Annotated in this window: 14 protein-coding genes; 8 read left to right on the top strand and 6 right to left on the bottom strand. The window is 72.7% G+C overall.

The window, feature by feature from the left end; genetic code table 11:
* Positions 1-3: 3 nt before the first annotated feature.
* From ND486_RS25990 to ND486_RS25980, 3 genes are all read right to left on the bottom strand, one after another.
* The gene (locus ND486_RS25990) at positions 4-1,113 is read right to left on the bottom strand and encodes an Ldh family oxidoreductase (protein WP_251786999.1); all 1,110 of its coding nucleotides are present in this window, start codon (positions 1,111-1,113) and stop codon (positions 4-6) included.
* Positions 1,114-1,299: 186 nt separating this feature from the next.
* Complete coding sequence (locus ND486_RS25985; protein ID WP_251786998.1) at positions 1,300-2,994, bottom strand: AMP-binding protein; 1,695 nt, start codon at positions 2,992-2,994, stop codon at positions 1,300-1,302.
* A gap of 32 nt (positions 2,995-3,026) precedes the next feature.
* Positions 3,027-4,376: an MFS transporter gene (locus ND486_RS25980; protein WP_251786997.1), complete on the bottom strand. Its 1,350-nt coding sequence runs from the start codon at positions 4,374-4,376 to the stop codon at positions 3,027-3,029.
* 291 nt (positions 4,377-4,667) lie between these two features.
* On the opposite strand from ND486_RS25980, the gene ND486_RS29955 reads away from it, so the two are divergent.
* The 5 genes from ND486_RS29955 (at position 4,668) to ND486_RS25955 (ending at position 8,825) form a co-directional block, all read left to right on the top strand.
* On the top strand, positions 4,668-5,516 hold the full coding sequence (locus ND486_RS29955) for a LuxR C-terminal-related transcriptional regulator (RefSeq protein ID WP_208826505.1): 849 nt from the start codon (positions 4,668-4,670) through the stop codon (positions 5,514-5,516).
* Positions 5,517-5,683: 167 nt separating this feature from the next.
* Entirely contained in the window at positions 5,684-5,929 is a 246-nt protein-coding gene (locus ND486_RS25970; RefSeq protein ID WP_251786996.1) for a hypothetical protein, read from the top strand.
* 176 nt (positions 5,930-6,105) lie between these two features.
* The gene (locus tag ND486_RS25965) at positions 6,106-6,906 is read left to right on the top strand and encodes a hypothetical protein (protein WP_251786995.1); all 801 of its coding nucleotides are present in this window, start codon (positions 6,106-6,108) and stop codon (positions 6,904-6,906) included.
* Between the two features lie 105 nt (positions 6,907-7,011).
* Complete coding sequence (locus tag ND486_RS25960) at positions 7,012-7,686, top strand: class F sortase (protein WP_251786994.1); 675 nt, start codon at positions 7,012-7,014, stop codon at positions 7,684-7,686.
* Positions 7,687-7,799: 113 nt separating this feature from the next.
* Complete coding sequence (locus ND486_RS25955) at positions 7,800-8,825, top strand: isopenicillin N synthase family oxygenase (protein WP_251786993.1); 1,026 nt, start codon at positions 7,800-7,802, stop codon at positions 8,823-8,825.
* 25 nt (positions 8,826-8,850) lie between these two features.
* On the opposite strand, the gene ND486_RS25950 is transcribed toward ND486_RS25955, so the two are convergent.
* Both ND486_RS25950 and ND486_RS25945 read right to left on the bottom strand, forming a co-directional pair.
* Positions 8,851-9,216, bottom strand: coding sequence for a hypothetical protein (locus ND486_RS25950; protein WP_251786992.1), 366 nt, complete (start codon positions 9,214-9,216; stop codon positions 8,851-8,853).
* 84 nt (positions 9,217-9,300) lie between these two features.
* Positions 9,301-10,263, bottom strand: a complete 963-nt coding sequence (locus ND486_RS25945; protein ID WP_251786991.1) for a YafY family protein — start codon at positions 10,261-10,263, stop codon at positions 9,301-9,303.
* A 91-nt stretch (positions 10,264-10,354) separates the two neighbouring features.
* Here ND486_RS25945 and ND486_RS25940 point away from each other — a divergent pair, with 91 nt between their 5' ends.
* The gene (locus ND486_RS25940) at positions 10,355-10,936 is read left to right on the top strand and encodes a GyrI-like domain-containing protein (protein ID WP_251786990.1); all 582 of its coding nucleotides are present in this window, start codon (positions 10,355-10,357) and stop codon (positions 10,934-10,936) included.
* Between the two features lie 112 nt (positions 10,937-11,048).
* Here the strand turns inward: ND486_RS25940 and ND486_RS25935 are convergent, their stop codons facing one another.
* Positions 11,049-11,891, bottom strand: coding sequence for a MerR family transcriptional regulator (locus ND486_RS25935; RefSeq protein WP_251786989.1), 843 nt, complete (start codon positions 11,889-11,891; stop codon positions 11,049-11,051).
* 167 nt (positions 11,892-12,058) lie between these two features.
* On the opposite strand from ND486_RS25935, the gene ND486_RS25930 reads away from it, so the two are divergent.
* Complete coding sequence (locus tag ND486_RS25930) at positions 12,059-12,352, top strand: nuclear transport factor 2 family protein (protein ID WP_251786988.1); 294 nt, start codon at positions 12,059-12,061, stop codon at positions 12,350-12,352.
* On the top strand, positions 12,349-13,188 hold the full coding sequence (locus tag ND486_RS25925; protein WP_251786987.1) for an SDR family NAD(P)-dependent oxidoreductase: 840 nt from the start codon (positions 12,349-12,351) through the stop codon (positions 13,186-13,188). Before ND486_RS25930 ends, ND486_RS25925 begins: the two co-directional genes overlap by 4 nt.
* The last annotated feature ends 66 nt before the right edge of the window (positions 13,189-13,254 follow it).

Below are 13,254 nucleotides of genomic sequence, written 5' to 3'. Positions count from 1 at the left end.
CGATCACGAGGTGCTCGTGCCCCCGTCCGCCGAGCGGGAGGCGTCGAGCAGGAAGGGGACCCGGGCCCGCTCGCAGACGGCCTCGAGCTTCCGGAGCAGGCTGCCGGGCAGGGGAACACCGTGTTTGGCACGTTCCTCGCGGTGCCGACGTTCGGGATCGCCGGCGACCACGACGGGCACCTCGGCGTCCACGGGCGGCGTCTCGCGCAGGGTGTCGAGCAGCTCGTCGACGTCGTCGAGGTATCCCCCGTCGGGGCGCAGCACGGACGGGTCGAGAGCGAGGAGGAAGTGCCCGATGTCCTCCGGGGCCCCGGGAGGACGACGCGCGGCGAGATCGGCGCCCGACAGCGCGGCGCTCAGGATCTGGACCATGACCGCCAGGCCGTACCCCTTGTGGCCGCCGGTCGCACCGTCACCCCCCAACGGGGTGAGCCCGCCGTACAGGTGCTCGTGGAGGTAGGCCATCGCGGCCGCCGGATCGGTGACCGGGTCCCCCGCCTCGTCGGTCACCCAGCCCTGCGGCACCGGCCGGCCGAGCAGGTCGTGGACCTTGATCTTGTTCGCGGCGACCGTGCTGGTCGACATGTCCAGTACGAACGGCGGGTTGCGCCGCGCGGGCGCGGCGAACGCGATCGGGTTGGTGGTCAGCCGCGGGAGCGCACCACCGGTCGGTACGACGCTGACCACCTTCGCCGACGTCGTGACCAGGCCGATCAGCCCGGCCTCGGCCGCCATCGCGGCGTAGTAGCCGGCCGCGCCGAAGTGATGGGAGTTGCGCACCGACACCACCCCGACACCGGCCGCGCGGGCCATCCCGATCGCCAGCTCCATCGCGGCGACGGCGGCCGGGTGACCGAGTCCCCCCTGCGCGTCGACCAACGCCATCGCAGCGGTCCGGCGGACGACCTCCGGCTGCGCGTCGAGCCGCAGCCGTTCCGAGCGCCACAGCTCCTCGTAGGACATCAGCATCGATATCCCGTGCGAGTCGATCCCGGACAGGTCGGTGTGGGTCATCACCGCGGCCGTGGTCACGACCTGCTCCGGTGCCATCCCCCACGCCGTCAGCACGCCGGCGATCTGGGCCCTGATGGTGTCCGCAGGGAAACGGAGCATCTCCACGGGAGTCCTCACCTCGGTCGAGCGCGCCGGTCGTCGCGACACGGACCCGGCTGTCTCCCGCTGGACGGTAGCACTTTCCACGCAGTGAGAGAGACGGTCGACCCGTCCCCGGGACGGGCCGACCGTCCGGTCCGAGGCGGCTCGGCGGACACCGCCCCGGAGCATTCCCGGGGAGGGCGGTCAGCCCTTCAGCTCCGGGAAGTCCTCGTAGCGCCACTCCCCGCCCGCGGCCGCCCCGGCCTCGTCGCGCTCGCGGGCCCGCAGCTCCACCCGCCGGATCTTGCCCGAGATCGTCTTCGGCAGCTCGGAGAACTCGATCCGCCGCACCCGGAGGTAGGGCGCCAGGTGGTCCCGGGCGTGGGCGAAGATCGCGGCCGCGGTCTCCCGGGTCGGCTCGTAGCCGGGGGCGAGCGCGACGTAGGCCTTCGGCACGGCGAGCCGGACCGGGTCGGGCTGGGGCACCACAGCCGCCTCCAGCACCGCCGGGTGCTCGACGAGCACGCTCTCCAGCTCGAACGGCGAGATCTTGTAGTCGCTGGCCTTGAACACGTCGTCGGTGCGGCCGACGTAGAACAGGTAGCCGTCCTCGTCGCGGGTCGCGGTGTCACCGGTGTGGTAGAAGCCGCCCGCCATGGCGTCGGCGGTCTTCTCCGGCATGTCCAGGTACCCGACCATCAGGCTGGTGGGCCGCCGGGACAGGTCGATGCAGATCTCGCCCTCGGTCCCCGAGACCTCGCCGGTGAGCTCGTCGACCAGCACCACCGGGACACCGGGCAGCGGACGCCCCATCGACCCGGGCTTCACGACGGAGCCGGGCGTGTTGCCCACCGACGCCGTCGTCTCGGTCTGGCCGAACCCGTCGCGCAGGGTCAGGCCCCACTGCGCCCGGACCTGCTCGATGATCTCCGGGTTGAGCGGCTCGCCCGCCGCGATGACCTCGCGCAGCGAGCCGGGTCCGCCGGACAGGTCGGCCTTGATCAGCATCCTCCAGACCGTCGGCGGAGCACAGAACGTGGTGACGCCCTTGTCCCGGATCTGGCCGAGCAGCGACGCCGCGTCGAAGCGGGTGTAGTTGTAGAGGAAGATCGTCGCCCCGGCGATCCACGGCGCGAAGAAGCAGCTCCACGCGTGCTTGGCCCAGCCCGGCGAGCTGATGTTGAGGTGCACGTCGCCCGGGGTGATGCCCAGCCAGTACATGGTGGACAGGTGCCCGACCGGGTACGACGTCTGGGTGTGCTCGACCAGCTTCGGCCGGCTGGTGGTGCCGGAGGTGAAGTACAGCAGGAGCCGGTCGTCGGCGGTGGTGCCCGGGTGCTCGACCGGGGCGTCGTCGACGTCGCGGGAGTCGGCGAGGTCCAGCCAGCCCTCGGCGGACCCGCCGACCGAGACCGCGGTGAGCCCGTCGAGCAGGCCGTCGAACTTGCCCGTGCAGGACGCGTCGGCGATCACGAACCGCGCTCCCCCGCGCTCCAGCCGGTCCGGCAGGTCGACGGCGCCGAGCGCGGTGGTCGTCGGCATGATCACCGCGCCGAGCTTCATCACCGCGAGCATCGACTCCCAGAGCTCGACGCGGTTGCCGAGCATGACCAGCACGCTGTCCCCGCGCCCGACGCCGTGCGAGGCGAGCCAGCGGGCCACCTGGTTGGAGCGGCGGCGCAGCTCGTCGAAGGTCCAGGCACCCTCGGCACCGTCCTCCTCGACGATGCGCAGCGCGGTCCGCGACTCGCCGTCGGCGATCACGTCGAACCAGTCGTGCGCCCACTGGAACGCGCCGTCGAACTGCGGCCAGGTGAAGTCGGCGACGGCCTTCTCGTGCTCGCCGTGCAGCGCGACGAGCCGGTCACGGGCGTCGCGGTAGATGTCGTGGTTGGCCATGGGGCGGACGACCTCCGGGTCGGTGGTGCGGGTCAGACCGTCGTCGGGGCGGTCGCGGGGCGCTCGTGCTCGAGCGCGACGTTGCGGGTCTCCTGCAGCAGCGACACGCAGACCAGGGAGATCACGCCGATCAGCGAGAGCATCACGCCGATCGCGATCGAGCCGTACGCCGCGGCCAGACCGGGCGCGACCAGCGGCGGGATCGCCCCGCCGAGGACGCCGGCGAGGTTGTAGCCGAGCCCGGCGCCGGTGTAGCGGTGCCGGGCCGAGAACAGCTCGGGCAGGAAGGAGCCCGCCGGACCGTAGGCGACCGCGAAGATCACCAAGGTCCCGCAGAGGCCGACCGCGAACGCGGTGGCACTGCCGGTGTCGAGCAGCGGGAACAGCGCCAGCGCCCAGACGATCCCGGCGACGCAGGACGTCCGGATGACCGCGCGACGCCCGAACCGGTCCGACAGCATCCCGGCGGCCACGGTCGCGAGCCCGAACACGACGGCCGCGGCGATGCCGATGCCCAGCACCACCGGGCGGTCCAGGGCCGCACCCTGCGGGTTCGTGCCGTAGGCGGTCAGGTAGGCCGTGCCCATGTAGAAGAACGCGAACAGCATCGACAGCGCACCGGCCGACAGCAGGACCTCACGCGGCTGCGCCCGGACGGCCTCCAGGAACGGCAGCCGCTTCGAGCGGTCGAGCGCGGTCGCCTCCGCGGCCGCGCGCCGCCGGGCCTCGGCGAACGCGGGGGTCTCCTCGATGGAGAGCCGCACCCACAGCCCGACGCCGACGAGCAGGATCGACAGCAGGAACGGGATCCGCCAGCCGTAGGTCAGGAACGCGTCGTCGGTGTCACCCATGACCAACCCGGTGACCAGGAAGGTGCCCGAGGACAGCGCGAACGCGATGGCCGGGCCGAGCTGGGGGAACACGCCGTACAGGCCGCGCTTCTCCTTCGGCGCGTACTCCGCGGTCAGCAGGGTCGCACCCGCCCACTCGCCGCCGACGGCGAAGCCCTGGCAGAACCGCAGGAAGACCAGGATCAGCGGGGCCGCGACGCCGATCGTCTCCGCGCCCGGGAGCAGTCCGATCAGGACGGTCGCGATGCCCATCAACAACAGCGTCGAGATCAGGGTCTTCTTCCGGCCGATCCGGTCGCCGTAGTGGCCGAACACGATCGCGCCGACCGGGCGGGCGAAGAACGCCACGGCGAACGTCGCGAAGGAGGCGACGGTGCCCGCGGTGGAGCCCAGGGCCGGGAAGAAGACCTTCGGGAACACCAGCGCCGCGGCCGTCCCGTAGATGAAGAAGTCGTAGAACTCGATGGTGGTGCCCGCGCAGCTGGCCGCGGCCACCCTTCTCAGGGGGACCGGTGCGGGGGTGGTGGTCATGCGTGGCTCCTCGTCGAGCGCGGCCTGGTGGGAGCACCGAGACTCGCCGCAGCGGTCCACCGTCCGCTACCAACCGAAGTCAGTGTTCGGGTCCACGGAGCGGGTCCCACGGCCCGGACGACGTGCCCGCCGCCGTGAGGTCGCCGGTGGCAGGTGACAGGCTGGAACCGACCGGGCCGATTGACGCGCCGGGGCGTGTCTGGCACAACATCCCCGCCGGGCACGACTCGTTGCACGTGACGAGGTGGTCCGGAGCCGGCGACGACGCCGCCAGGACGGGGAGGAGCACTCGTGCAGGACGACGACGCAGTCGCGCGGGCCCTGGACCGGGTCATGCCCCGGCGTCTGCACGAACTCAGCGCGACGACCGGCCTGCCCGTCGTCTTCGGCGGGACCACCCGGACGGTGGGCGACGAACAGCAGCTCTCGATCAACCAGCTGATCGGCACCTTCGGCGACTCGCTGCGGCTGCTCAGCGTCCTGACCGGACGCGGACTCGGCGGTGCCGCGATGGCCCGCCGGATCCCGTGCCGGGTGAGCGACTATGCCTCGACCCCCGGGATCACCCACGACTACGACCACGTCGTCGTCGAGCACGAGCGGCTCGCGTCGATCCTGGCGTACCCGATCGTCGTCCGCGGCTCGGTCCGCGGGGTGATGTACGGGGCGATGCGCGAGCACCGGCCGATCGGCGACGTCGCGGTCCGCAACGCCGGCATCGTGGCCGCCACCATCGCCCGGGACGCCACGACCCTGCTCGACCAGCACGCTCCCCCGGCCGTTGCGTACCCGGCCGCCGCGGACGCCGGGAGCCGGACCGACGCACTGCTGGAGCTCGCTGCGCTGATCGAGAGCACCGGTGACCCGGAACTGCGCGAGAGGCTGCGCCGGATCCACACCGGCCTCGCCGGGGTGCGCCCGACCGCGGGCCGGACGGTCGGGGAGACGCCCGCCCTCTCCCCACGGGAGATCGAGGCGCTGCAGCACGTCGCGGTGGGCGCGACCAACGCCGAGATCGCCGCGCAGCTCGGGATCACGGTGGGGACGGTCAAGGCCTACCTGCACAGCGCGATGCGCAAGCTCGACACCCAGAACCGGGCGCGGGCGGTCATCGCGGCCCGCGCGGCGGGCCTGATCTGACCCGCGGCACACGGCCGGGGCCGGGGCCGTTCGTGACCGGATCCCGGCAGCATGCCGCCACCGGTCCCCCGGGGGGACCGCCGTCGCCGGGGCCCGCCGGGTCCGTCGCCGGGCCGGGGTGAACCCCTCGCGCCCCGCGCACGAACCCAGGGGTGGAGGTGAGGCGGATGCTCCTGACCCGCGACGAGTCACGGGCCCTGGAACTGCTCGACGCGCGCGAGGTGGACGTCGACCTGCTGCGCCCGGCGGTGGCCCGGCACCTGCTCGCCCTCGGCCTCATCGACGCCGACGGGAGCGTCACCGCGGCCGGCGCGGCCGCCGTCGAGGAGGTCTACGCGAGGCGGTTCGCCGACGGCGTCGCCGAGATGAGGGCCCGCATCCGACACCACGAGCTCGGCCGCCCCGGGGGCTGAGCTCCGCCGCACACGCTCCGCTGCCCGGGGTCCGGATTACGTCACCGGCAGTGATATCCGGGCTCCGGGACATTCTTTCCCGCATTTCTCCGAACCCCCGAGCTCCGGCCGTCGAATACAGGAGCAAAGGTCGCCGGGAATCGCCCGTCGGTCGGTGTGATCCGAGGAGAACCACCATGGCGAATTCAGTACGACGTGTGATCGGTCTGGCCACGATCGGCCTGGTCGCCGCCGCGACGACCGCGCTGGGCGCCGGGGTCGCCTCCGCGCAGGAGACCCCTCCCCCGGTCGCGATGATCTCCAACCTGACCGGCAAGAGCACCTCGGTCGCGCTGGACAAGGGCTTCACCGACGCGCTGACCTCGCTCGACGTCACCCCCGGCCCGTTCGGGTCCGCCTCGATCTCCGACGGCACCGCGTCGTTCCCGATCACCGGTGGCAACGTGACCGTCTACAAGCCGAACGAGGTCCTGCCCTACGTGCAGGGCAGGATCGAGCACATGGGCAGCGGGCTCACCCTCACCAAGGGTGACACCGAGGTCACGCTCGACAACTTCGTGATCGACCCGGGCGACCCCGCCGTGCTGACCGGCCGGGTCCGCGCCGGCGGCCAGACCGTCGCCGAGTCGACCACCCTGTTCGACCTCAACGGCTCGACCCTGAAGCCCATCACGATCGACCAGTCGGCGGGCACCGCGACGCTGACCGGTACGACCGTCACCCTGAACGCCGGGGCCGCCGAGGCCCTGAACGGCGCCTTCTCCACCGACGCCCTCAAGGGCGGCACCACCATCGGCATCGCGACGATCGTCGTCAACACGACGAGCGGGACCATGCCGATGCCGCAGGGTGGCGTCGAGACCGGTGGTGGCAGCACCTCCGGCACCGACACGGCGCTGGTCGTGACCGGTGTCGCGCTGCTCGCCGGCTCCGCGCTGGTGCTCGTCGTCCGCCGTCGCGGCGTCCGCGGGCACTGATCCACCCCGGGTGTGCCGTCCGCACAGGCGGGCGGCACACCCGGCTCCGGTCGTGGTGGACCACCACGACCGGTTCCCCGACCGGCACCAGGACCGGAGCACCCGATGACCGCACCACACCCGTCCCGCGTCCGGCGGCTGCTCGCTCCGCTGGGCGCGCTGCTGCTGGCCGTCGCGGGTGTGGTCGTACTGGTGTCGGCGCTGACGGCGGGCGGTCCCCCGGAGCCGGTGGCCGCGGCCGCCGGCCCGGTGGGACCGGCCGTGGTGGGCACCGCGCCCGCCGGGGCCCGGCCGGTGGGCGAGGTGCTCCCGCCCTCCCCGCCCCGGTCGATCTCGATCCCGTCGATCGGGGTCGAGTCGGTCGTCGACCAGTCCGGTCTCGCTCCGGACGGCACCCTCGAGGTCCCGGCCCCGGGCCCCGGCTACGACCGGGCGTCCTGGTACCGCGGGTCGTCGGCGCCGGGCTTCCGCGGCCCGTCGGTCATCCTCGGCCACGTCGACTCGGCCGCCGAGGGACCGTCGGTGTTCTACGACCTCGGCCGGATGCGTCCGGGCGAGGACATCGTCGTGACACGGGCCGACGGGATCGCCGCGACGTTCCGCGTCGACGAGGTCCGGTCGTTTCCCAAGAATGCGTTTCCGACCGAATCCGTCTACGGCGACGTCGACCGCGCGGAACTGCGCCTGATCACCTGTGGCGGATCTTTCGACTCGAGCGCGCGGAGTTATCGGGACAACACCGTGGTGTTCGCCCATCTCGTCGGCAGCAGCCGCGGCTGATCACGACGGTCGGTCCGCGGACGGTGCCTTGACGCCCCCTCCGACGGCCGGGTTGTCTGGTACGCCCGGCGCACCACGTCCGAGGTGCCGCCCGCCACCCCGTCGGAGGCACCATGCCGCCCCCTGCCACCGACCGGCTCCCGGTCCTCGACCTGTCCCGCTTCCGTGCCGATCCGGATGAGCGGGCGGCCTTCCTCGCCGAACTGCGTCGCGCCGCGCGCGAGGTCGGGTTCTTCTACGTCACCGGTCACGGCGTCCCCGATGACGTCCTGACCGGTATGGACGCGCTCGCCCGCCGCTTCTTCGCGCTGCGGATGGAGGACCGTCTCGCGATCGAGAACGTCCACTCCCCCCAGTTCCGCGGCTACACCCGGGCCGGGACCGAGCACACCGGCGGCACCGCCGACTGGCGCGAGCAGATCGACATCGGGCCCGAGCGCACGGCCGTCGACCCCGGTCCCGGGGACCCGGACTGGCTGCGGCTGATCGGACCGAACCAGTGGCCGGCCGCCCTGCCCGAGCTGCGCGAGGTCGTCCTGCGCTGGCAGGCCGAGGCGCTGCGGGTCTCCCGCGAGGTACTGCGTGCGCTCGCCGCCGCGCTCGGCCAGCAGGAGGGCTACTTCGACGGCTGGTTCGACGAGGAGTCCTCGCTGCACCTCAAGATCGTGCGCTATCCCGGGCGGCCGGACCCGGACTCCGACCAGGGCGTCGGCGCCCACAAGGACTACGGCTACCTCGCGCTGCTGCAGCAGGACGACGTCGGCGGTCTGCAGGTCGAGGGCCCCGACGGCGGCTGGATCGACGCCCTCCCGGTGCCGGGCTCGTTCGTGGTGAACATCGGCGAGATGCTGGAGATCGCCACCCGCGGCTACCTCACCGCGACGCGGCACCGCGTGGTGTCGCCGCCGCCCGGCGTCGACCGGATCTCGGTGCCGTTCTTCCTCGCGCCGCGCCTGGACGCCGTCGTCGCGCCGCTCGACCTGCCTGCCGAGCTGGCCGCGGACGCCCGCGGGATCAGCGAGGACGCCGACAACCCGCTCGACGCGCGCTACGGGGAGAACGCGCTGACCGGCTGGCTGCGCTCGCACCCCCGGGTCGCGCAGCGGCACTGGTCCGACGTGCTGGCGCGACGCGTCTGACCCGGCGCCGCCGTGGGACGCACCGTCACCCGGCCCCCTCGGCGACCGCGCGCCGCAGTCCGCCCCCGATGCGCTCCATCGTGGCGCCGTAGGCCTCGGGGAGGTCGACGTCGAGCCGGTCGGCGAGCACGAACAGCCACCACAGGCACTCGGCGAGCTTGTGCCGCAGCTCGGCGTCGGTGTCGCCGTCGATGTCCCAGGTGCGCTCGGCCGCGAGCACCAGCCGTCCGACGTAGGCGGCGTCGTGGGTGAACCCGAGCGCCAGCTCCGGGAGGGTCCAGGTGCGCCCCAGCAGCCGGTCCTCGAGCTGCTCGTAGAGCGCCCGCACCTCGCGGGCGCGGCTGCGTGCGTCGGCCAGTCCGTCGTCGGCCGGCCCGGTGTCGTCGATCATGGTCACGCCCTTCGTCTCGTGTGACCACGACGCTAGGTCCGGTTCCGGACCGCTCCTGTCCGGAACCGGCGACGGTGGCCCGCGTCACGGGTGGCGCTGCAGCGCCAGCAGCTCCTCCAGCCGGGCCACCACGTGCTCGCGGACCTCGTCGGGTCCGAGTACCCGGAACGGGACCCCGAGCCGGAGCAGGAACTCCGCGATCCACCGGGCGTCGAGCCCGCCGACCGTGCTCAGGGTCCGCTCCGGGCCGTCGGCACGGTGCCGCGCGATGGTGGCCGGGAGCAGGGCTCGGGTCTCGTCGAGGGAGCGGTGGATCTCGACCTCGGCGTAGGTCGCGTAGGGCGTGGTGGTGATCGCCTCCTCGACCAGCGCCGTCGCGTCGACCTCCCTGCGGCGCGGGTCCGCCGGGCCGGTGAGGGCGACGGCCGCGACGCGGTCGACCCGGAACACCCGCCAGTCCCGGCGGTCGAGATCCCAGGCGACGAGGTACCACCGGTGCGCGGTGCGGACGACCTGCTCGGGCTCCACCGCGCGGGTGCTCTCCGCCCCGTGGCGGTCGTGGTAGCGGAACCGGACCCGGTCGCGGGTCCGGGAGGCGCCGGCGAGCGCGGTCAGGGTGTCCGGGTCCACCTCGCCGCGGGCGTCCGGCCGCACCCCGGCCTCGGCGATCGCGAGGTCGAACCGGCCCAGTGCCTCGGCGGCCCGGGGCGGCAGGGACCGGCGCAGCTTGAGCAGGGCCGCCGGCGCCGCGCGTCCCTCGCCGTCGGGGTGGCTCCACGCGAGCCGGCGGAGCGCGATCGCGGTGGCCAGCGCCTCGTCGTCGTCGAGGCTCAGCGGGGGCGTCCGTGACCCGGCGACGAGCCGGTACCCGCCGAACGGTCCGGTGGACGTCTCGACGCCGTACCCGAGCTCACGCAGCTTGACGACGTCGCGGCGGACGGTCCGCTCGTGCACGCCCAGCCGGTCCGCCAGCTCGGCACCCGACCACTCCGGGCGGGTCGACAGGACCGTGAGGAGCTGGAGGAGCCGGTGCGAGGCGCTGAGCACCGTCGCAGGATAGGTCCGGGTTCCGGACGGGAACGGTCCACAACCGCTCCTACCGTCGGCGGTACCGCGACTCCCCACCGGAAGGACCCCGATGACCACCGACGCCGTGCCCACGACCCCGCACCTGGCCGCCGCCGACGAGCCGGAGCTGGTCGTGGCGCCCGCCACGACCTTCGTCTCGCTGCGCGGCAGCGGGCGCCCCGGCACCGAGGCGTTCCACCGGGCGAAGCGGACCGTGCGCACGGTGGAGCGCGCGCTGCCTCCCGCGCGGCGGGTGCCCGGTTCCGGGGCCGTCGTGGAGATCCTCTACCGGTACCCCGAGGGCTCGGTCCCGGTCGGGATCGCGGACTTCTACTGGGTCAACCCGGTCGACGACCTGGAGTACCGGGTGCTCGCACAGGTCGACCCGGCGACGACCGACGAGGAGCTCGCCGCCGCGGCGGACGGGGCGGACGTCGAGCTGCACACGCTGCCCGAGCGCCTGGTCGTGCAGGTCCTGCACCGCGGGCCGTTCGCCGACGAGCGGCGGACCCTCGCCGAGCTGGGCTCGTTCGCCGCGGGCCACGGCCTGCGCCGGGTCGCCGACCACCACGAGATCCACCTCGATCCGTTCACCGCGAGCACGCCGCAGGACCACCTGCGGACGATCCTGCGCGACCCCGTGGGCCGGTGAGGGCGTGTCGTCCCGCCCGTGGCGGTCGACGATCCGGTGACGACGGCGGGCGATGCAGCGGGGCCGGCCCGCCGGTGACGATCGCCGTCACGAGGATCGCGTTCCGGGCCGCTCATACCGGGGGTGCCGTGGTGCCGAAGATCGGCCAACAGATCTCGGTGGCGGTGAACCGGGCCGGATCCGTGGGGGTACCCCCGAAGTAGTGTTCGCGAATGGGCCCCTGACTGCTGATCAGATGCTCGTTGACATAGATCCCCAGGGCGGCGTAACTGCGGTCGATGCCATCGTGGCCGCCCGGATGGGTGAGCACCGCGAACTCGGTCCTGGGGAGGACCTCGGCCCGGACACCCGCCGGCGGACCGACCGATGGTGGTGCGGGGACGAACAGGGTTGCGCGGCCCTGCTGTTCGAGGAACAGCGCTCTCTCGTAGAGGCCGCCCGGCACCACCGCGTCGGGCGCGCCTGCGGCCGTGGCGACAGCCCGGTGCAGTGTCCGCAGTGCCGCTGCGAACCAGTCGTCGATCTCGGAGACGTCGACGGTGGCGCTGACGGACCACACGGCGAGCGCCGGCTCGTGGCGCAACGTGACGTCGGCGGGAGGGCTCGCCGGGGCGAGCAGTTCACGCAACGCCCCCACGGTGTCACGGGTCTGCGCGAGCGCTGCCTCCATCTGCTCGAGATGGGTGGTGATGATCGCGGTGCGGGCCCCGGCGTCGTCGGTGCTCAGGAGCGCCTTGATATCGGGGATGGACATGCCCAGGGAGCGGAACCGGCGGATGATGTGCGCATGGTCGACCTGGCCGGTGTCGTAGAAGCGGTAGCCGGTGCCGGGGTCGACATGGGCCGGTTCGAGGATGCCGATGTCGTGATAGTGGCGTAGTGCCTTACGGCTCAGACCGGTCATCAACGCGAAGTCACCGATCGAGACCTGGGCCCCCATGGCGTTCTCCTCCACGTCGCGTCGCCTGCCGGACGAGGCGATCCTGAAGCCTCACCCCGGGGCAAGGTCAACGTCGCGGGATGCTCGCGACCACGGGTTGACCTTCCCCTGACAGGAAACTCCATCGTGGGGCCATGTCCACAGCAGAATGGGAAGCACTCCCGGAAACCGTGAAGACGTTCATGCCCGCACTCGACTCCCAGGAGTTCGATCGGGCACTCGCCACCTTCGCCTCCGACGCCGTGGTGACCGACGACGGGCGCGACCACGTGGGCACCGAGGAGATCGGGGCCTGGCTGGCGACCGCGGTCACCGAGTACACCTACACCGCCGAGTTCACCGGTGCGTCCACGACCGACGGAGGCGTCGACGTCGGGCAGCATCTGGAGGGCGACTTCCCGGGCGGGGTCGTCGACCTGAACTACCGTTTCACCCTCGATGGTGCAGTGATCGGTCGGCTGGTGATCGAGCCGTGACGCGGCGATGGTTCATCACCGGTGGCACGCCCGGCAACTTCGGGATGGCCTTCGCCGAGGCGGCGCTCGACACCGGTGACCGCGTGGTGGTGACCTCCCGCCGCCCGCAGGAGCTGGCGACGTGGGCGGACCAGTTCGGTGACCGCGTTCTCGTCGTACCGCTGGAACTGACCGACGCGACGCAGGTGCAGCGCGCGGTACGAGCAGCCGAGGAGCACTTCGGCGGTATCGACGTGCTGGTCAACAATGCCGGCCGGGGCTGGTACGGATCCATCGAGGCGATGGACGAGTCCGCGATGCGGTCGATGTTCGAGTTGAACTTCTTCGCCGTGCTCTCCGTGACCCGCGCAGTGCTGCCGGGGATGCGCGCCCGCGGCGACGGGTGGATCGTCACCGTGTCCTCGGTGGCCGGGCTCGTCCCGGCGCCCGGGTTCGGCTACTACAGCGCGACGAAGTCCGCCGTCGAAGCCGTCACCGATGCGCTGCACGACGAGGTCGCCGCACAGGGCATCTCCGTGCTGACCGTCGAACCGGGAGCGTTCCGCACCAACGCCTACGCCGGATTCGCCGACGAAGCCGTCGAGGAGGCGATCCCGGTGTACCACGAGATGCTGGAGCAGGTCCGGGCCGTCTTCGTCGGAATGGACGGCGTGCAGCCCGGCGACCCGCACCGCGGTGCCCGTGCGGTGATCATGGCGATGTCCCAGGATCCGCCGCCCCGCCGGCTGGTCCTGGGCAACAGCGGATACGACGCCGTGACCGATGCACTGGAGAAGACCCTGGCCGACCTGCGGGCGAACGAGGACCTCTCCCGCAGCGCGGATTTCCCCGCCTAGCCGTGCTGCCCCGAGCGGCCGCACCGCCCGGGACCGGTGAGTGCGGCTGACCGACGACGGCGGCTC

Origin of the sequence: Pseudonocardia sp. DR1-2 (genome assembly GCF_023717215.1) — a bacterium.
GTDB lineage: Bacteria > Actinomycetota > Actinomycetes > Mycobacteriales > Pseudonocardiaceae > Pseudonocardia > Pseudonocardia alni.
This window is presented reverse-complemented; position numbering and strand designations above follow the sequence as displayed.

Bases quoted from the DNA above. Each gene is read 5' to 3' on its own strand.
- ND486_RS25990 (WP_251786999.1), bottom strand. From the start codon at position 1,113: ATGCTCCGTTTCCCTGCGGACACCATCAGGGCCCAGATCGCCGGCGTG.
- ND486_RS25985 (WP_251786998.1), bottom strand. From the start codon at position 2,994: ATGGCCAACCACGACATCTACCGCGACGCCCGTGACCGGCTCGTCGCG.
- ND486_RS25980 (WP_251786997.1), bottom strand. From the start codon at position 4,376: ATGACCACCACCCCCGCACCGGTCCCCCTGAGAAGGGTGGCCGCGGCC.
- ND486_RS25970 (WP_251786996.1), top strand. From the start codon at position 5,684: ATGCTCCTGACCCGCGACGAGTCACGGGCCCTGGAACTGCTCGACGCG.
- ND486_RS25965 (WP_251786995.1), top strand. From the start codon at position 6,106: ATGGCGAATTCAGTACGACGTGTGATCGGTCTGGCCACGATCGGCCTG.
- ND486_RS25960 (WP_251786994.1), top strand. From the start codon at position 7,012: ATGACCGCACCACACCCGTCCCGCGTCCGGCGGCTGCTCGCTCCGCTG.
- ND486_RS25955 (WP_251786993.1), top strand. From the start codon at position 7,800: ATGCCGCCCCCTGCCACCGACCGGCTCCCGGTCCTCGACCTGTCCCGC.
- ND486_RS25950 (WP_251786992.1), bottom strand. From the start codon at position 9,216: ATGATCGACGACACCGGGCCGGCCGACGACGGACTGGCCGACGCACGC.
- ND486_RS25940 (WP_251786990.1), top strand. From the start codon at position 10,355: ATGACCACCGACGCCGTGCCCACGACCCCGCACCTGGCCGCCGCCGAC.
- ND486_RS25930 (WP_251786988.1), top strand. From the start codon at position 12,059: ATGCCCGCACTCGACTCCCAGGAGTTCGATCGGGCACTCGCCACCTTC.